The sequence below is a fragment of the Bradyrhizobium sp. NP1 genome (assembly GCF_030378205.1).
Lineage (GTDB): Bacteria > Pseudomonadota > Alphaproteobacteria > Rhizobiales > Xanthobacteraceae > Bradyrhizobium.
The window spans coordinates 5,029,100-5,046,687 of the sequence record NZ_CP127385.1 but is presented as its reverse complement, the minus strand read 5'-3'; the positions used below and the strand labels follow the sequence as shown (position 1 = coordinate 5,046,687).

The 17,588-nt window shown below is 60.6% G+C and carries 16 protein-coding genes and 1 pseudogene; 9 read left to right on the top strand and 8 right to left on the bottom strand.

Annotated elements, in window-relative coordinates:
* The first annotated feature begins 23 nt into the window (after positions 1 to 23).
* Together QOU61_RS24450 and QOU61_RS24445 are read left to right on the top strand one after the other, a co-directional pair.
* Positions 24 to 329, top strand: coding sequence for a hypothetical protein (locus QOU61_RS24450; protein WP_289653759.1), 306 nt, complete (start codon positions 24 to 26; stop codon positions 327 to 329).
* Positions 330 to 477: 148 nt separating this feature from the next.
* Entirely contained in the window at positions 478 to 828 is a 351-nt protein-coding gene (locus tag QOU61_RS24445) for a DUF3363 domain-containing protein (protein ID WP_289653758.1), read from the top strand.
* A gap of 99 nt (positions 829 to 927) precedes the next feature.
* Here QOU61_RS24445 and QOU61_RS24440 read toward each other — a convergent pair whose 3' ends face one another.
* Together QOU61_RS24440 and QOU61_RS24435 are read right to left on the bottom strand one after the other, a co-directional pair.
* Entirely contained in the window at positions 928 to 2,076 is a 1,149-nt protein-coding gene (locus tag QOU61_RS24440) for a CapA family protein (RefSeq protein ID WP_289653757.1), read from the bottom strand.
* A gap of 24 nt (positions 2,077 to 2,100) precedes the next feature.
* A complete protein-coding gene (locus QOU61_RS24435) occupies positions 2,101 to 3,105 on the bottom strand; it encodes a ribonuclease Z (RefSeq protein WP_289653756.1) in 1,005 nt (334 codons plus the stop codon).
* A gap of 330 nt (positions 3,106 to 3,435) precedes the next feature.
* Here QOU61_RS24435 and QOU61_RS24430 point away from each other — a divergent pair, with 330 nt between their 5' ends.
* Positions 3,436 to 3,885: a YbhB/YbcL family Raf kinase inhibitor-like protein gene (locus QOU61_RS24430; protein ID WP_289653755.1), complete on the top strand. Its 450-nt coding sequence runs from the start codon at positions 3,436 to 3,438 to the stop codon at positions 3,883 to 3,885.
* A gap of 476 nt (positions 3,886 to 4,361) precedes the next feature.
* On the top strand, positions 4,362 to 5,096 hold the full coding sequence (locus QOU61_RS24425; protein WP_289653754.1) for a protein-L-isoaspartate(D-aspartate) O-methyltransferase: 735 nt from the start codon (positions 4,362 to 4,364) through the stop codon (positions 5,094 to 5,096).
* 178 nt (positions 5,097 to 5,274) lie between these two features.
* Here the strand turns inward: QOU61_RS24425 and QOU61_RS24420 are convergent, their stop codons facing one another.
* Positions 5,275 to 6,822 (bottom strand): FAD-binding oxidoreductase, encoded by a 1,548-nt coding sequence (locus tag QOU61_RS24420; RefSeq protein ID WP_289653753.1) that lies wholly within the window; start codon positions 6,820 to 6,822, stop codon positions 5,275 to 5,277.
* A 375-nt stretch (positions 6,823 to 7,197) separates the two neighbouring features.
* Here QOU61_RS24420 and QOU61_RS24415 point away from each other — a divergent pair, with 375 nt between their 5' ends.
* Entirely contained in the window at positions 7,198 to 8,148 is a 951-nt protein-coding gene (locus tag QOU61_RS24415) for an oxygenase MpaB family protein (protein WP_289653752.1), read from the top strand.
* A 409-nt stretch (positions 8,149 to 8,557) separates the two neighbouring features.
* On the opposite strand, the gene QOU61_RS24410 is transcribed toward QOU61_RS24415, so the two are convergent.
* The 5 genes from QOU61_RS24410 to QOU61_RS24390 are packed head-to-tail and all read right to left on the bottom strand — an operon-like array spanning position 8,558 to position 13,956.
* The gene (locus tag QOU61_RS24410) at positions 8,558 to 9,745 is read right to left on the bottom strand and encodes a CaiB/BaiF CoA transferase family protein (protein ID WP_289653750.1); all 1,188 of its coding nucleotides are present in this window, start codon (positions 9,743 to 9,745) and stop codon (positions 8,558 to 8,560) included.
* 2 nt (positions 9,746 to 9,747) lie between these two features.
* Positions 9,748 to 10,755, bottom strand: coding sequence for an NADPH:quinone oxidoreductase family protein (locus QOU61_RS24405; protein ID WP_289653749.1), 1,008 nt, complete (start codon positions 10,753 to 10,755; stop codon positions 9,748 to 9,750).
* A gap of 3 nt (positions 10,756 to 10,758) precedes the next feature.
* Positions 10,759 to 11,532 (bottom strand): crotonase/enoyl-CoA hydratase family protein, encoded by a 774-nt coding sequence (locus QOU61_RS24400; RefSeq protein ID WP_289653748.1) that lies wholly within the window; start codon positions 11,530 to 11,532, stop codon positions 10,759 to 10,761.
* Positions 11,533 to 11,551: 19 nt separating this feature from the next.
* Entirely contained in the window at positions 11,552 to 12,760 is a 1,209-nt protein-coding gene (locus tag QOU61_RS24395) for an ABC transporter substrate-binding protein (RefSeq protein ID WP_289653747.1), read from the bottom strand.
* 26 nt (positions 12,761 to 12,786) lie between these two features.
* Positions 12,787 to 13,956 (bottom strand): CaiB/BaiF CoA transferase family protein, encoded by a 1,170-nt coding sequence (locus QOU61_RS24390; protein ID WP_289653746.1) that lies wholly within the window; start codon positions 13,954 to 13,956, stop codon positions 12,787 to 12,789.
* Between the two features lie 61 nt (positions 13,957 to 14,017).
* On the opposite strand from QOU61_RS24390, the pseudogene QOU61_RS37240 reads away from it, so the two are divergent.
* From QOU61_RS37240 to QOU61_RS24375, 4 genes and pseudogenes are all read left to right on the top strand, one after another.
* Positions 14,018 to 14,185 (top strand): annotated as a pseudogene (locus QOU61_RS37240) (hypothetical protein); the annotation flags it as partial.
* 72 nt (positions 14,186 to 14,257) lie between these two features.
* Positions 14,258 to 14,689, top strand: a complete 432-nt coding sequence (locus tag QOU61_RS24385; RefSeq protein ID WP_289653745.1) for a TetR-type transcription factor C-terminal domain-containing protein — start codon at positions 14,258 to 14,260, stop codon at positions 14,687 to 14,689.
* Positions 14,686 to 15,741: a hypothetical protein gene (locus QOU61_RS24380; protein ID WP_289653744.1), complete on the top strand. Its 1,056-nt coding sequence runs from the start codon at positions 14,686 to 14,688 to the stop codon at positions 15,739 to 15,741. Before QOU61_RS24385 ends, QOU61_RS24380 begins: the two co-directional genes overlap by 4 nt.
* A gap of 237 nt (positions 15,742 to 15,978) precedes the next feature.
* Positions 15,979 to 16,755, top strand: a complete 777-nt coding sequence (locus tag QOU61_RS24375) for an enoyl-CoA hydratase/isomerase family protein (protein ID WP_289653743.1) — start codon at positions 15,979 to 15,981, stop codon at positions 16,753 to 16,755.
* Positions 16,756 to 17,588 lie beyond the last annotated feature (833 nt).

Below are 17,588 nucleotides of genomic sequence, written 5' to 3'. Positions count from 1 at the left end.
ACGCAATACCGTTGCAGATTCGCTTGGCGCGTCAGGTCGTTGCTGCACTGCGGGTTTATGCGGATCAATCCATACGTGGAAGCGGCACTGCGACGATGGTATATGGGAGCATGGCAAATGGTCAGGTTGTCCTGGTAACAACTGAACCGTTAGGCGGCGGCCCACCCGTTCGCTCGGTCTACTTCGTCGCCGAAGGGGATCCGGCAAAGGCCGAGGCAATCGTCGCTGCCGTGATGGCCCCGAATGAAAGGGCCGAAGCGTTGGGACCGCTGCCGGAAGCCGCCGTGAAGGCACTCGGGCTAAAACCCGGTGACTTCACGCACGCGTGACCACGCCTGAAACCCCAACAAGCTGACGAGCAAGGGGCGAAAGCCCAGGAGTGAGGTCGCCGCCGGCAGCGGCATCGCTTTCAGCTGAACCAAAGCGATTTCGATTAGGTGGTAAGCCAGTGAAGCCGCGACAGGCGAGGCAGGTGGCTTGTCGGTCGGTCCTCAGAGTTTGCTCAATTTGCCCCTGTTTGCTTCGGGCTTGCGCAATCTTTTGCAAACCCTGGAGCGTCGCGAGATTGCCGAGGTCGCGGCGCGGATCGCGAGCGAAAGCGGACTGGACTATGCGGAAAACAAGCAAGGCGACCGGTTGAACGGAACCTATCGGCGCATGCTGACGCTCAACAGCGGCCGTTTCGCGCTGATCGAACGTGCGAATGATCTTAGTCTCGTGCCGTGGCGACCGGTGCTTGAGCGCGCCAAGGGGCAGAGCGTCACTGGCATTGTGGGTGGAGAAGGGATTTCGTGGTCGATCGGGATCAAGCGCGGTCTGGGCCGGTGAAGCCGAGTCCAGACTGATTTTGCAGCCGCTGGCCTCAGCGTTTGGACCGGACCTTGCCGGTCGACCGCGGGGGCGGCCTTTTCGCGGATCGCGCGCCCGCTAGGTCCTTGCCCTAGGCCCGATAACAACAAGCTGCCGTTCGGATTCGACAATGACCCTTGTCCCGAACTGCTGACATTCCCCATCCAGTGTCTGCTGGATCCATTCAATGTCCCGCCACGATGGATTGGAGAGGCGAAAGTTCTTGATCTGCAGGGGAACCAGCCTGAGCGCATGGAGGCTTCCGCTGGCCGGATCCAGGTCGGCGAAATACATCAACGCCAGGTCGTCACGGTAACGCTCGTAACCACGGATCCCTTCATAGTCGTTCAGAAAATCGCCGCAGCCATAGAGAATGAGGCGGTCTCGATAGATTTCTATCGCTCTCGGGTGATGCGGAGAATGCCCGTGAACGATCGACACGCCCGCCTGGTCGATCAGGGCCCTGGCAAAAATCCTCTGCTCATCGGGAATGCGATACCCCCAATTGGATCCCCAATGGATCGAAACGACGATGAGATCGTCTGGCCTCCTGACTGCCATGACCTGGTCAGCGACCTCGAACGCGCTCGCCTCGCACAGGTCAGGCAGCAAGTTGACGCCCGGAGCATTGGGTCTCGCAGCCCACTCGCACGGGATGCCGCTCGATGTCGATCCAAACGAAAAGATCAGGAGCCGGGCGTTGGCAAGGGACAGCACTGCGGGCGCGCGCGCTTCGCGATCGTCGCGGCCTGCGCCCGCCACCTTGACGTTGAGTTTCTGCAAAGTCGTCAGCGTCTCAAACAGGCCGGCGCGGCCCCAATCGAGCACGTGGTTGTTAGCCAATACGCAGCAGTTGATCCTGGCAGCCGCGAGACATTCTGCATTCTCCGGGCTCATGCGGTAGTTGATGCCCTTGTTCGCGCGGTCGTGGCTGCGGGTCACAGCGGTTTCGAGATTGATGATCCGCGCGTCCGGCTGCATGCGCTCCAATTGGCCCAGCGCAGCGCCCCAAATGTAGGACGACCCGTTGCGCCGCGGGATGGACCCGTTCGCCCGCTCGGCGAGCAGCACGTAACCCTCCGCCGATCGCACGCAATGTTCGTAAATCTCGGGGCTGCAGGGGTGCGCCAGCACTTGGTCGATGCCGCGGCCGCACATCACATCTCCGCACAGGAAAAGCCGTACCGGTTTCCGATGCCCAGGAGGCAAATGTCCTTCCACCGACATGGCGCGCCGCTCCAGTCTTTTGCGTCAGTCGCGAGAGGTCCTGAACGCCGCCATCACCTCGGCCAGCATCCGCACCTGGTCTCCCGCATAACGCGGAGAAAAGTGAAAGGGCTCGACGCGGCGCACATTGGCGTCCCGCGCGATTTCTCCGGCAGCCGTGGTGGTCAGATGGGCCCGCTCCCTCGCCAACGCGGCGTCGGCATGTGCAAATGCTGCCTCGATGAACAGGATGTCCGCATTCTGAATCAGCGCCACGATGGCGGCGCGATTGGCCGGAGTGTCGGCAGCATCGGTCACGTAGGCAATCTTCTGGCCCGCAGTGACGGTGAGGAGATCGCGCAGGCTGGCGAGCGGGACGAGGCGGTCGGACGTCGCCGGGTCATCGACATGGATCAAATAATCGTCGGCGCGACGCGCGACAACCGCCTGCTTGAGCGAGCGCAACCAGGGGCCGACGGGTAGCCCGCGCGCCAACAGCCGGTTCTTCCAGACATTGACATGCGCGGCCTCCTGCAGCGCAAAGGCCAGGCACGGCATGCCGTGTTCAAGGATCGCGGCTGACACCCGATGGGTCGGCTCATCGCAGAGTATGCCGGCCGATGTTTCGCGGGAGATTGCGGCCTCCGCTGCAAAAGCCTTTCTCAGCCGGAACCGGGTGGTCGAGATGGAATTTGCAGGTCCGAGTTCGCTCACGACGAAAACAAGATCGCAAGGATAGTTTTCGACCAGATTCCATCGATAGGCCTGAAGCTTGTGGGAGACGCGCTCGGCGAAGCCGACCGGGCCGTAAAGATGCACTGCCTTCTCGTGTCCCACGAGCAAGCGGAGCAGATGATCGAAGCCGACGAAATGGTCGATATGCGCATGCGAGACGAAGATCTGGTCGACGCGTCGTATCTTCCGCGCTGACAGTGCGGCGATTTCTCCGATGTCGAACAACAGACTGTGCTTTTCGAATAGCGTCTCCACATAGACCGTCGGGTCGCCGTAGCGACCGTTGACCAGACTCGGGTGGAAAATGGGTCGCATGGCAAACTATGCTGCTGCAACGAGCCTTGACGGATCCCGGGCGAGACTTCGCCTTCACTGCGCGTGGCATCCCCCTTGTACACCAGGATGATTTCGGCCGACGCCCTCGGGATTTTCCGTATTTAGGCAAGGTCGACGGATTCCGCACCTGGCAAAATCGGGCTAGAATACCGCAATCGGATCGCGCCCGTGCCAGGCACCGAGGCACATGGACCGTGTTGCGCGGGATCCAATGGTTCCGCGCCGGCAATTGATGCGCTCTGCCACAGGCCGGGCCCGGAAGAATTCGTCCAACCGAACCGATGTTTCCTGGAGCCTGAGGAGAGATCCATGAAGCTCGCTTCAAGCGCCTTCGCCGACGGCGCCGCAATTCCCCGACGGTTTACCTGTGATGGAGAAAATGTCTCGCCACCCCTGCAATGGTCGGGCGCGCCAGAGGGAACGCGGAGCTTTGTGCTGCTCTGCGACGATCCTGATGCGCCCGCCGGCACGTGGCATCATTGGGCGGTTTACGATATTCCGCCAGTCGTAACGGAACTTGCAGTCAGCGCCGCGCAGAACACCAAATTGAAGCAGGTGGCCAACGATTTTCGGAAAGTGGGCTATGGCGGTCCGTGTCCACCTCATGGCCATGGGCCTCATCATTATCACTTCCGGCTGCTTGCCCTCTCGACGGACCATCTTCGGGCAAAGTCCAATGCGTCCTGCCCTGACATTGAGCGAGAGGCACGCAAATATGCGATCGCGGAAACGATCCTCGTCGGTTGGTATGAGCGATAGTGCCGGCAAAACGCCGGGACCAGAAGACAAAGAACGACGGCGCTGAAACAAGGACCGCGCGGACTTGCGGTGTTGTCGGCTTGGGGACACACGCGGCCGCTCCGGAGTTTCCGCTCTGCACCAGGAGCCGCCATTCCCCCTCAAGTCGGCTTTTGACCCTCAACGGAGACATTAGGTGGGGAATCCCGGTCAAGAGCGTTGGGCCGCTCGCCAGCCTGAGCAACAAGCAGTGTGATGGCCTGAGCGCAGCCGAAGTGCTAAAGAGAGACACTCAATAAAACACATTGGGGGACCAAGTGAAGCGGGGCTATGTCCGGTCCTGCCATTTTCGCGGCAATGTGTGCTGGAGGACCGCCTAACGTATTGCGGTCATTCGCCGGACGCCGTGTTTCGCCTAACGGCTGATCGGTCGAATCTACTCGTTGCCCTCAAGCGGTCCGACTCAAAATCGTGAACCGATTGGAGACCGCACGATCATGAAGAACTTGCTGCTGCTTGTGCTTTCCATGGTTGCGGCCACGCGGGAAGCGACCGCACAGGAGGACGCACAATGCGTCCGCGAACGTGCCGCCATGGTCGAAACCATCCGGGCCTACGCCCGGTCCGACGCCAGCGTGTTGGGACAGCAGGGCCTGTCGGAGAGGGTCCTGGAGGCCATGGCGCAGACGAAACGTCATCTGTTCATCCCTGAGCGATCTTGCTCCATCGCATACGCGGACGGACCGGTTCCGATCGGCCACGGCCAGACCATATCGCAGCCGTTCATCGTGGCCTTGATGACCCAGTTGGCCGAGGTCGCGCCGGATCATGTTGTGCTCGAAGTCGGTACGGGTTCGGGCTACCAGGCCGCCATCCTTGCGCACCTAGCGCGAAAGGTCTGCACCGTCGAGATAATCCCGCCATTGGCCGAGGCCGCCGCAAAAACACTCCGAGACCTCGCGTATGACAACGTGAGCGTCAGGCTTGGCGATGGGTATGGTGGCTGGACCGAATGCGGTCCTTTTGACGCTATCGTCGTGACCGCCGCGCTCGGGCAGCTACCGCCGCCGCTGATTGAGCAGCTTAAAGTGGGTGGCCGGCTCGTCATGCCGGTGGGGCCCGCTTACACTACCCAGCAGCTCACGGTCGTCGAAAAACTCGCCCCTGGCAAGACGACAACGCGCGCCGTCGCCCCCGTGCGCTTTGTGCCCTTTACGCGTTCACAAACTTAAAAGCCTGTAACGGTCCAGTTCTTGAGGAGCAGGACTTGGGGGGTCGCCTAGGTGGCTGGAACCTTGCGGGAATGTACGTTTTGGAACGGCAGCAATTGGCGCGAAGCGGACCTAAGGTGTCCACCGCACGTAGCACGCCTAGATCTCGAGCACGGAGAGCTCTTTCGGCAGCATAAGTCTACGGATCAATCAGAACGCCCGGGTTGAGCATGCCTTGCGGATCCAATTCGCGCTTGGCTGCTCGCAATGCGGCCGCGAAAAGCTCCGGCCGCTGTCGGTCGTACCAGGGTCTGTGATCGCGACCGACGGCATGATGATGCGTGATGGTACCGCCTGCCGCGAGCAGCGTGTCGCTTGCCGCATACTTGATGGCCTGCCACTGCTCGAGAAGCGCGCCGTGTCGACCGAGGGCGTGGAAAGAGAAATAGGGTGCAGGCCCGTCGGGGTAGACGTGGGTGAAGCGGCAGGTGACTTCACCGTTCACGCCAGTCGCTTCCAGAATCGCTCGCTCGGTTGCTGCTTTGACCTTATCGTGCAAGCTTTCGAACTGATCCCAGGTGATGGCGGTCTCGAACGTATCGTTGATGAGGCCCGCGGGCGTCAGAAATTCGCGCGCATAGGGCATCCGAATAAACGCGTTGCGCCAGATGCCTGCCGCGCCTTGCAGATGCGCGTCGCTGACGTTCGCTGGCTCCGGCGTTCCGCGGTGGTCAGCGCAGCATTCAAACGCCCGCGCGATCCAGGCGTCCAAAGGATGATCGCCCGATTCGAATGCGAGCACCATGATGGCAACGCTGCCGTCGGCCGCGCCTGTGTTGAAGGCTTCCTGCGGGTCCAGGATGCGGCAATTTGATGGATAGAGGCCGGCTTGCGCTACCGCACGCACAGCGCGCGCGGCGTCGAAGAACGAGGGGAAACGAACCGATGCGCCGGCGCGGAATCGTGGACGAGGCTGCAATCGCATCCAGGCGCGCGAAATCACTCCTAGAATTCCTTCCGAGCCGATGAACATGCGGTCGGGACTCGGCCCAGCACCCGAACCGGGAAGCCGGCGCGTCTCCAGAACCCCAACTGGCGTCACGACGCGCAGGCTTTCGACGAAATCGTCGATATGGGTATGAAGATTTGCGAAATGGCCGCCCGATCGCGTCGCAATCCAGCCGCCCAGGGTCGAATATTCAAAACTCTGCGGAAAATGCCGTAACGTGAAGCCATGCGGCTTGAGCTGGTTTTCCAAAGACGGACCGTAGGTGCCGGATTCGATCGATGCGGCGCGCGACACCGGATCTACTTCAATGACTTTGGAGAGATTGCGCAGATCGAGGGTGACGGCTGCCTTATGCTTGATGCCGTCAACCCGCGGCTCGATGCCGCCGCAGACGCTCGAGCCGCCTCCAAAAGGCGTCAAAGAAGCGTCGACAGAACGCGCCCAGTCCATCACGGTGGAAATCTCCGCCTCGTTACGCGGATAGGCCACAACGTCGGGCGCGCAATCGTAGTCGCCGAGCATTGCTCTGACGTAATCCGGGTAGGACTTGCCATAGGTGTGCGCGGCGCGATCGTAGCGTTCGGTCGAGCAGAAGGGGGCGAGGGAAGCCGGCGGCAGCACACGCGGTTCCCGCAAGGAGAGGTCTTCCAGGCCCGGGACTACGATCGTGTCGAATTCGTCAATTGCAAATTTCGCGCGGTAGCGGCCGAGGACGAACGTCCGCTCCTCTGCGCTCATACCTTCGCCTTCGCGCCCCCAGCCGTAATGTTTTAGCCTTGCGCTAGTCATGAGCGTTTCTCGTGTTTCGAGAGTTTCTTAGATCGAAGCTCGTTCGATCGAAACAATACGCTTTCGAGGGAGAGCATGAAAGACCGCGGCGTTTGACGTGGGCTGTTTTCTTGCGCGAACGGTGCAACAACCGCTCCTGCCGTTTCAGCAAGCCGCAGTTTTGTCCGCGTATCGCGTGGCGGAACGCTAAGCCGCGGTATTCAAGCGGGAGCAAATCCCGCGATTGCGACAATGTTTAGAAGCCCCTGGCTTGCTGAATTGCGATAGACTGCTCAGGCGAGTGGAATTAATCTATCCTCGCTCTCGGTCTCGAAAGGTGTGCAATTGGTCTCCGAAAGCGACCTAGAGGCTGCACTTGATTTCGTCCGGACTCGGGCCACCGTATCGGTCGAGGGCATTTTTGGTCCAGCCTCGATGACTTGGCGGATCGACAGAGAAGCCGTGATCTTTTTGGGCGCCGGTCGTGCTTTGCTCCTGCAGTTGGCGCATCCCTGGGTCGCCGCCGCCGTCGCCGAGCACTCTCGGACCTTTGCGGATCCAATCGGTCGCTTCCATCGAACCTTTGATGTTGTGTTTGCAATGGTGTTCGGCTCGCTCGACAAGGCCCTTGCTGCTGCCCGACAGCTGCATCACCGTCACGCCACGATCGTCGGCCGCTTGCCCGAAGCAGTCGGTCCCTTCGATAGTGGCTCATTTTACTGCGCCAACGAGGTCGCAGCGTTGCGCTGGGTTAACGCCACCCTCGTCGAGACCGCTATCATCGTGCACGACCTGATTTTGCCTCCGTTCTCGGTCGAAGAGCGCGAGCGATATTGGGCCGAAAGCCGGCTGTTTGGGGCATTGTTCGGGCTGACGTCGGCCGACTTGCCGGCGGATTGGGAAGCATTCGCTGCCTACAACGCGGCTATGATTCAATCGGATACTTTGTCCGTCAGCACCGCGGCACGCGAGGTCGCCGGACAGATCTTCGCCGGCGAGCGACCATGGTTGCGGCCGCCGCGATGGTACCAGGCCCTGAGTGTCCAGCTGCTGCCAGATCGATTGCGCATGGGCTTCGGGTTCACCTTCGACGAACGTGACAGGAAAGCCGCCGAACGCGCGCTTGCGTGGATACGACGCTTGTATCCCAAAATACCGACCCGCCTCCGGTACGTCGGTCCCTATCAGGAAGCTCAAGCGCGACTACAAGGAAAGCCGCAGCTCGACTGGGCGACCCGATGTCTTAACAGGGTCTGGATCGGACGGCCCCAACTGGATGACTTCTGGAACAGGTGAAGCTCTCCTAGACGCTATCTGCAAGGCACATTTAGCGGTGTAACAGTCGTTGTAATCAGCAAACTCCAGTCTTGTCCGCCTTTGGCGCAAAGCGGCGGTTGATACCCAACAGCATCTCGTGGTCGATAAGCATGAGTTAGAGATGGAGTACGTTGGTGACCGATAAGCAAATACTCAACCCTTATTAGTAGGGCAGGGGCCGGCCCCACGGACGTTCGCGTAATGAGCGGTTATGGAATTGTGCCCACGCGAACGCTTGGTCCGCCTAGGGTCGAACATCATGGCCTGCTAGCGCCTGAGAACGCCAGATAGCCGTTCAATACGGCCGGCGCTTGCGCCATCGTCTTAAAGAGTTGGGAATGACGTTTTATCTCTTGCCACCCGTTAGCGCCGGCGAAGTGTGGAAGAGTCAGCGCTTTCGGTCAGAAATCATCATGCGAAAATGATCCGGATCGAAGCCGATTTCGGTCAAGATCGCCCGATTATGTTGCCCAACGTCGGGTGCGGCTGGAAGGGAGTCTTCAGCCCCACCGACGGCGCCCGGTGTGCGGGCCGCGTAGACATGCCCGACCAAGGGCGTGTCGCAGCATATCGCGCTCTTCGCTTCCTGCACATGGTCGTTGCGGAGCCATTCGCCGGGATTGAGAATGCGATCCGCTATGATGTCTGCCGCGTGCAATCGCGTGAGCCAAGCCTCCGTAGTGTCGCTCGGAAACACCTTGCGCAGTTCTTCCATCAATGTCTCGGCATGGTCGGCGCGGTGCGCAAAATCCGCAAAGCGCGGATCCTCCGCCAGGTCCACGCGATCTAGTACCGAGCAGAGTCGCCGGTACTGCGATTCCGTGACCAACGTGACCATCAGCCAGCCGTCGCAAGTCCGATACGTTCCTGCCGGAACGTTCAGCGCGCGCGGCGTCCCGCCCTCCAGGACATGCTCGGCGAATTTGTGTCCGAGCAAGGCGGCGGTCGACTGGGTCAGGCTGATATCGATCCGCCGACCTTTTCCCAGCCTAGCACGAGCAAACAGGGCGGTTGAGACGGCCTGGAAGGCGTACAGGCCGGTGCAAACGTCGGAGAGGGTGGCGCCAACCCGATGCGGGATGTTGTCGGCTCCGACATTGACCGATACCAATCCGGAAAACGCCTGTGCCACGGAATCCGAGCATGGGCGCTGAGAATAGGGGCCTTCTTGTCCGAAGCCGCTGATCGACAGGTAAATCAGACGAGGGTTGTCTTTGCTGAGCTTTTCGTAGCCTAAACCGAGCCGCGCCATTACGCCTGGCCGGAACCCTTCGATCAAGACATCAGCTTTCTCGGCCAGCTTGCAAGCTACGTCAATCGCCTCTGGTCTCTTGAGGTCGAGAGAGAGGCTGCGCTTGCCCCGGTTGTAGACCGCAGATAGAGCCGAATGGCTTCCGTACGTCGTCCCGAGCCGTCGCGACCAGTCGCCCTCCAGTGGTTCGACCTTGATAACATCGGCGCCGTTCGCAGCAAGGAGATAACCGCAATAAGGCGACGCGACACCCTGGCCGAAATCGAGAACGCGTAACCCCCGGTAAGGCGCTTCGAAGGTCGGCTGTATCGATGCGTTCGTCATCCTCAATCTCCCGGCGCGAGAACGATTTTGCCAATGACTTCTCGCCTCTCGACTCGTCGAAGGCCATCTCCGAATTGAGAGAGGGGAAGCGTCTGATCGACCAGTGCGCGAAGGCTGCCCGCCCCGTGAAGCGCGAACAGCTCTTCGAACAGCGTCTTGACCCGGCCGCGCAAGGCGGCGTCCGCCTTGGTCTTGCCCCAAGCCATGTAAAACCCCCAATAGAGGCCGATCACGGTCAGGTTCTTCACCAGGACGATATTTGCAGGGATTTGAGGGATGCGGCCCGACGCAAAACCGATCGGCAGAAGTCGGCCGAGCGGAGCGACGCAGCGCAAGGAATTGTCGAAGACGTCACCGCCGACGGGATCGAACACCACGTCCGCGCCGCGGCCCCCCGTAATCTTAAGCACTGGATCGCGGAAATCGTCGCGCTTATAGTCGATCACGTAGTGCGCGCCAAATTCCTTCGCCGCTGCGATCTTCGACTCTCCGCCGGCGGTCGCGATGACGCGAGCTCCGAGCGCGCGACCGATTTCGACGGCGGCCAACCCGCTTGCTCCCGCGGCGCCGTGAACCAGCAGGTGTTCTCCAGGCTTGAGATTGGCCCGCCACACCAGGCCCGCGTAAGCCGTGGCGTATATGGTTGGGAACAGCGTAGCACCCGCAAAGCTCAAAGAGGGCGGGATCTTAAAGACGTTGGCGGCGTCGACTATGGCTTCCTCGGCAAATCCCCCGGATGGCAATCCAGCGCAGACGCGGTCGCCGACCTGCAGCTCCGTCCGGGCATCCGAAGCGATCTCAGTTACGATGCCGGCCACTTCCGTTCCTGGAATGAAGGGTAGTGAAGGGCGGTTTTGGTGCTTGCCCGCGATGAACAACAGATTGGCGAAGCTGACGCCGGCCGCGCGTACCGAGATCCGAACCGTTCCGGACTCGAGAGAAGGGCTTGGTACGTCTTCGAGGGATAGGTCGCCGATCCCGCCGAATTGGCGTCCGATAACCGCGCGCATGAGCTAATCGTTCTCCATCGCACCATGGCGGCCCATGCCGGACGCGAAGCGGGTCGCGCCGCTGCGCGCCTCCTTCTGTCGCGCCTCCAAGGATAAGCTCGTTTCGAGGGCGATTGCCTCAGCCTCCGACAAATTCCATTGGCGCATGGCGGACATTCTGTCAGATCGCATGGCGATCTGCGGAAAGTCCGCGATTTCGCGCGCCAGCTCGATGGCCGTGGGCAAGGCTTGCCCGGTCGGCACAAGCCTGTCTGCAAGGCCCATAGCGACCGCTTCCGCTCCCGATATTTTCCTGGCCGTCAGCAACATGTCGAGGGCTCTTCCGGCGCCGATGAGGCGTGGCAGCCTCACCGTCGTACCGTCGCTCATGGGGACGCCCCATCGCCGCGAGAGCACGGCGAAGGTCGCGCTCTCCTCGGCGACGCGAAGGTCACATCGCAAGGCGATACCGAGCCCACCGGCACAGGCATAGCCCGCCACGGCGGCAATGACGGGTTTCGAGAGCAGGTCGTGGCAGGGGCCGTCCGGATCTCCGGCCCAAGGCTTGTATTCTCGCCCGGCGGCGAGTTCCTTTAGATCGGCGCCGGCGCAGAAGTTGCCTCCGGCACCTGTTAGCACCGCGACGGCCTGATCGGGAGTACCATCAAAGGCTCGCAATGCTCTCGTCAGCTCCGCCGCCGTCTCATTGTCGAGAGCGTTGCGGACTTCCGGACGGTTGATGGTGATGACCGTCACCGGACCATCGTTTTCGACCAGTAGCTTGTGGTTGGCCGTCATGCCCGACGCGCTCCTCTCCTCAATGAGTTTTCAGCAAGGGACACTCACTTTCCTCGGCAGGGCGCCAGGCCTTCTCGCCCGGGATCGTCGCGATGATCTTCCAGTAGTCCCAGGGCCCCTTCGATTCTTCGGGCTTCTTGACTTCCGTAACGTAGAGGTCACGGAGCAGACGGCCGTCCGCGCGGATTCTCGCGCCATGGGTGAAGGCGTCCTCGACGGGTAGCTCGCGCATTTTTCCGGCTACCTTCGTTCCATCGTCCGTTCCGGTCGCAGCAACCGCTTTCAGATAGTGAACCACGGAGCTGTAAACGCCGGCCTGCACAATCGATGGCGGTCGCCCCATCTTGTCCCAAAAGCGCTTCGCGAAGGCGCGGCTACCTTCATCGAGATCGTGATAATAGGTCGTGGAGGAAACGAGACCCTGTCCGTTCTTCAGGCCCATCGCGTCCACGTCGTTGATGAACATCAGAAAGGTGACGACTTGTGTATTGGGCCCTATCACATTGTATTCCTGGGCCTGCTTGATCGCGTTGCTGGTGTCGCTCCCGCCGGTAGCCAGCGCAAGCACCTTGGCTCCGGAGGCTTGCGCTTGAAGGAGGAACGAGGAGAAATCGGGGGTATCGAGCGGTGCGCGTACGCCGCCGATGACCTTGCCTCCGCTGGCGACGATCCGCTTCGTGGCCTCGCTCTCCATGGACTTACCGAACGCATAGTCAACGGTGATGAAGAACCATGTGTCGCCACCGCGTTTCAAAACCCCTTCCGGAGGGGCTGCAGCGAGCGCATACGTGTCATACATCCAGTGAAAGCTGTACGGTGAACAGCTCTTTCCGGTGAGTTCGGCGCTTGCGGGACCGGACATCAGAATGATCTTCTTGCGTTCGCGCGAGATGGTCTGCATCGCGAGTGCCGCCGCCGACGATCCGGCGTCGGCAATGACGTCGACACCTTGTGCATCGTATGCCTGGCGCGCGAGATTGGCGGCGATATCCGGCTTGTTCGCATGGTCGGCCGAGACGATCTCGATCGGCGCGCCGGCGACCTTGCCGCCGAAATCCTCGGCCGCAAGTTGGGCAGCGAGGATCGAGCCCTTTCCGCCCGCGTCGGCGTAGATGCCGGTCATATCGTTGAGGATGCCGATACGTATGACGTGGTCGGACACCTGGGCAAAGGCGGAGGACGCCATAAGACTGGCGACCAGACCGGCCGCGATTGCATTCGTCGCCATGTTTGCTTTCATCCTCTTACCTCCCTTTATTTCGCTTCGATCACCGTCCTGCCTTCGACGAGCCGATCTATGGCGGTTTGCGAATAACCATGTTCGATGAGGATTTCGCGGGTGTGGTGCCCAAGCCGGGGTGGGGTAGGCACTCGCGTGTCGGGTGCCGCAGTGCCGGGTAGAAGGGTTACGGGGAGGCCCTCGAAGGCGCCGCCGTCCAGCGTCGCGGTCACCCCGAGTCCGCGCACATGAGAATCCCCGAGGAAGGCTTGGTAATCTTGTACGAGGCCGCACAGCACGTCCTGCTCCTCGAAGGCACGAATCCAGTGAGCGCTGGGGCGGGTAAGAAGAATATCGACGACTTCGGCAGTTATTTCCCTGGCGTGTTCCAGACGGCCGCCTTCGCTCGCAAAGCGAGGATCCTCGATCCAATCGGATTTGCCCAGAGCGCGACAGATGCCCTGAAACATCGCGTTCGACACGCATGATAAATTGATGTGACCGTCTGAGGTGGCGAACGTGCCGATCGGCACACTCAAAGGCGGACTGGAGCGGTCGCGATGCATCGCGGCATCGAGAATAGGCATCGCTTGAAACGCGGCCGCGACTTCGACAAGCGAAATTTTGATGTGACGTCCGCCGCGTCCGGAAAGGCGCTTGTAAAGTGCGGCGCCCACTTGCTGGGCCGCATAGATTCCCGCTGCCGTGTCGACCGCCAGCATTCCGATCCTCCGCGGCGTACCCTGTCCATCGCGGTTCATCACCATCATGCCGGTGAAGCCTTGGATAATGGTGTCGGTGGCAGGACGGTTTTCATACGGACCAGGACCGAAGCCCAGAATCGAAACGTAAATCAGGTCGGGATTTCTGGGCCTTAGCTGTGCGTCCGCGATCTGCAGCCGTTCGACGACACCGGGACGGAAGTTCTGGATAACGATGTCGGCCGATTTCGCGAGTTCGGCGAGGATGTTCCGCCCCTCTGGCTTCGTCCCGTCGATGCAGATCGCGCGCTTGCCGACGTTGGGAACGAGGCTGAAAGCCGTGTGACCATCGAGCGATCCGCCAATCGTGCGCGCCCAATCACCGGTCGGCGGCTCAACCTTGACGACGGACGCACCGCCCCGCGCCAGAATCGCTCCGCAATAGGGACCCGCAAAACCCTGGCTCACATCGAGGACGCGCAGTCCGGCGTAATCGTCGATCACCTAGCCAAACCAACTTTAGATACCGAGTAGTATGTTGAAAGCTACCGGGTAGTATGTTTGGATGTCAATAGCGAACCGCGCAGGAGGAGACTTGAGCAAACTTGGCAAAATCGAGACCGCAGAGCCTTTGGCCGATCGGAGGATCGAAATCCTCGATGCGGCCTCGCGCGCTTTCATGCGGCAGGGGTTTGCCGCTACGTCGCTCGATCGGGTCAGCGACGAGATCGGTTCGACGAAAGGCGCGATCTACTATTACTACCGAAGCAAGTCCGAGCTTTTCTTCGCTGTGCATCGTCGCGGCATGGAGCTGACGCAGGCCGCGATTCGGCCGTCGTTCGAGGCTGGGTCCTCCGCCCGCGATCGACTGCATGGCATGGCGGTCGCGCATACGATGCTAGTCATCGATCATCTGCCGTATCTTCGCGTGATCGCGCAGGGCCTGGAGATGCATCTTCTGGAGCGCACCAACGAAAGCGAGAGGGCGGAGCTTGCGGAGGTCGCGGCTCTGCGGGAGGCGAATGAGAACCTATACATTCGCGTGATCAAGGATGGGATTGCGTCGGGCGAATTTAGATCCGTCGATGCGAAGCTGGCCGCGAAGCCTCTGCTCGGCGCGTTGAACTGGACGTCGCGCTGGTACCAGCCTCGCCCCGGAGAAACGCAAGCTGCGAAGAAGCGATTGGCGGAGTCGATCGCCGACTTCGTGGTGGCCGGCTTGGAGAAGAAGAATTGAGCGAGAACCGAGCGAGCCGAGTCAACGGCGATGTAGCGGCCTTTCGTGCAATCGAACTGATCTATCACTCCTATCTGACGGGGCTGATCTTGATGATCTCGTCCCGTGCAGGAACCGCACGCGCGGCCGAGGTGGTATATCGGACATTTCGGCGTCAGCAGCTGGCTCGTTTCCTTCCCGGCCTGAAAAAGCTCGGTCTGGATGGACTGCCGCATGCCGTGGCCTGTGCTCAGTACCATTATCTTTCGAACCAGGTCGGCGGCGTAAAGGTCGAATACATTTACGAAAGTGACGATAAGGCTTGGGTGCGATATCCACCGCCGCGGTGGATATGGTCGGGGACCGCAATCTGCGGCATCCCGTCGGAGGTATCGCGCGCCATGCTGAGGGGATGGCACGCCAACAATGGCGTGGTTCTCGGCAATCCGCGATTGGGGTTCGTTTGCACAGGACAGACGGTCGACGGGCAGCCCGGGCTCGAAGGTTACTACAAGGAGTGGGATCATGATCTCGCTCCCGAGGAGCGATTGCAATTCTCGCCGGGCGAACGATGCCCCCCATTTCAACGCGATCTTGCGCCGAAACTTCCGCAAATGACCTGGCCCGAAGAGCGGCTACAGAAGGTCCTGCGCAACTATGCGATGGAATACATCACCTCGATCGTGCCGGAAACGATCGAAGTACTTGGCCCTGACGAGGGTGGCCACCTTGCCGGTGCCGCAGCGCGACTGGTCGGCATGCACACCTTCGATGATGTGGCCTCCCTGCTTGACGGGGTAGGTGCGGGCGCGGCGGGTTTCGCAAAGGCCTTCGCCCGTCTTGCCAGAGGGCAGGGGGACGACGCCGAATTGCGAACCGAGGGGACAACGACGATGGTACGGCAGACCTCTTGGCAACTGATGGCAGAGCGCAGAGCGCCTTCTCCGGCCGTATTTGACGCCTGGAACGAATTATGGATCGGTGCTGCGCTGGCCCATGACCGATTTATGCGCGTTGATATTTCGCAACGACGCGATCGCGGTGATCCTTTTTGGTGCTGGCATTTCCGTTAGAGGGAGTTCTGCTTCGCACGACCGGTGCGCCGGACATGGCTGTGGGAGGGGACGGCCGACAGTCCACGGACGCCTGGCATTACCAGCCTATCGGAAGACAATCTGCGGCCGGCGCCGGATGTGGGAAGGACAATTATGAGGTTCCGATGGAGGCCGGCTTCGCTCGCGTGGCCATCGATGAATTGATAAATGCCAGCGCGCTGCGCGCCAGGCCCGGAAAAATGGAGTTCAAACGTCATGAGCAACGAAGTAGTCCGCTATTCCGTTTCCGACCGGGTCGCCGAGATCATGCTTGATCGCCCGCCAGTGAACGCTTTGAGTATGCCGGTGATCGATGCGCTGCTGACAGGGTTGCAAAAGGCCAAGGATGACGCAGCTGTGCGCGCGGTGATCATCGGCAGCGTCCACAAGGTATTTTGTGCCGGGCTTGACCTCGACATCGTGCGCGGAAAGTCGGGGATCGAGGCCAAGGGCTTCGTCGAGCGTCTCTACTTCGCTCTGAATGATGTTCAGTACCGGATGGGAAAACCTACGATCGCCGCAATCGACGGCGCAGCACGCGCCGGCGGCATGACCATTGCGATCTCCTGCGACATGATCATTGCTGGCGATGGGTCCACCTTCGGCTACCCCGAGATCGATGTCGGCCTCATCCCGGCACTGCACTTCGTGCACTTGTCGCGGCTGGTCGGCAAGCACCAGGCGTTCGGTCCTCTTTTTTTGGGCGAGCCATTCGATGCCCAAACTGCATACCGGATGGGTCTCTTGAGCGAAGTGGTGCCAAAGGGGACCGCGCTTGATCGCGCCCGCAAGATTGCGCGGAACTTTGCAGGCAAGTCACCGATCGTCATGAAGATCGGCCGGGATGCGTTTGCGCGTGCTGTGGACGCGGACTACCGCCGAGCGATCGAAAATGCGGCCGAGAGTTTTGCGCTTATCGCAACGACGGAAGATTGTCAGGAAGGATTGAATGCGTTCGTAGAGAAGCGGACGCCAGACTATCGAGGACGCTAAGAGCGAAAGGATTGCGAGGAAGTTTTTGTGCTCAGGTGGCGGTAGTTCGGCATACGGTCGGAAAGCTGTCTTGTCTCGCCACGTAGCCATCACGATGTACTTTGCTGGCGAGAGCATCGTCACGCTTGTTAGATCAATCAGAATTAAAACCCACCAGCTACGCGGTGGGAAGCCCAGTCGAAAGCATGTGCATACTTGCAATCCATTCAGCGAGGATGTTGAGGAAGTTTTTCGGGGTGGGATCGCAATTATTTGGAGGTTGTAATCGCTCACTTGCGTCTGCAATTGTCGCCATCGGTACGCTGTTGGCGTCTGCTCCCGCACCGGCTCGGAGCTATGATCCGAACTGTCTGATCTGCATGCACGTCTATGGCGAGTTGGAGGGCGAACAGATGGATTGCATCTTCACCTCGCTCGCCAGTGCGCAGCATCGGCCGCAGGGCGAGGGGCAACATGCCTGACCAACCCCTACTAGGGCTATACGCGGAAGTTGACGCCGACCCGACCCTACAGACCGCGGGGTGTGGTAGTTCTTGGAGCGCCTCACGCCATCGGGACCGTCCTATCAGGGCCGGCCAGTCGAAGCATTGGGTGAGTGTGAAGAACCGGAATCATGCGACGATAGACCGGGTGATGGATTCATTCGGATGATCACCGAAAGTCGTAGTAGCGGCTTCGCGGCACAGGGTACGCAACAAACGGGTTCGGATACATGTTCCGCGAGTCGCACAACCGACACATATTTCCAGCCCAGCGCTTGGTAGCTGCGAAGCCGCACAGGGGGAGAGTCATTCGTTCCGCAACTGCTGGGGGCACAGGTCGTTGCCCGCCCG

What these genes read in the sequence shown, in the direction of transcription:
- QOU61_RS24435 (WP_289653756.1), bottom strand. Translation starts at nt 3,105, where the DNA reads ATGCGACCCATTTTCCACCCGAGTCTGGTCAACGGTCGCTACGGCGAC.
- QOU61_RS24385 (WP_289653745.1), top strand. Translation starts at nt 14,258, where the DNA reads ATGGAGCTGACGCAGGCCGCGATTCGGCCGTCGTTCGAGGCTGGGTCC.
- QOU61_RS24405 (WP_289653749.1), bottom strand. Translation starts at nt 10,755, where the DNA reads ATGCGCGCGGTTATCGGACGCCAATTCGGCGGGATCGGCGACCTATCC.
- QOU61_RS24440 (WP_289653757.1), bottom strand. Translation starts at nt 2,076, where the DNA reads ATGTCGGTGGAAGGACATTTGCCTCCTGGGCATCGGAAACCGGTACGG.
- QOU61_RS24400 (WP_289653748.1), bottom strand. Translation starts at nt 11,532, where the DNA reads ATGACGGCCAACCACAAGCTACTGGTCGAAAACGATGGTCCGGTGACG.
- QOU61_RS24425 (WP_289653754.1), top strand. Translation starts at nt 4,362, where the DNA reads ATGAAGAACTTGCTGCTGCTTGTGCTTTCCATGGTTGCGGCCACGCGG.
- QOU61_RS24375 (WP_289653743.1), top strand. Translation starts at nt 15,979, where the DNA reads ATGAGCAACGAAGTAGTCCGCTATTCCGTTTCCGACCGGGTCGCCGAG.
- QOU61_RS24395 (WP_289653747.1), bottom strand. Translation starts at nt 12,760, where the DNA reads ATGGCGACGAATGCAATCGCGGCCGGTCTGGTCGCCAGTCTTATGGCG.
- QOU61_RS24410 (WP_289653750.1), bottom strand. Translation starts at nt 9,745, where the DNA reads ATGACGAACGCATCGATACAGCCGACCTTCGAAGCGCCTTACCGGGGG.
- QOU61_RS24430 (WP_289653755.1), top strand. Translation starts at nt 3,436, where the DNA reads ATGAAGCTCGCTTCAAGCGCCTTCGCCGACGGCGCCGCAATTCCCCGA.
- QOU61_RS24420 (WP_289653753.1), bottom strand. Translation starts at nt 6,822, where the DNA reads ATGAGCGCAGAGGAGCGGACGTTCGTCCTCGGCCGCTACCGCGCGAAA.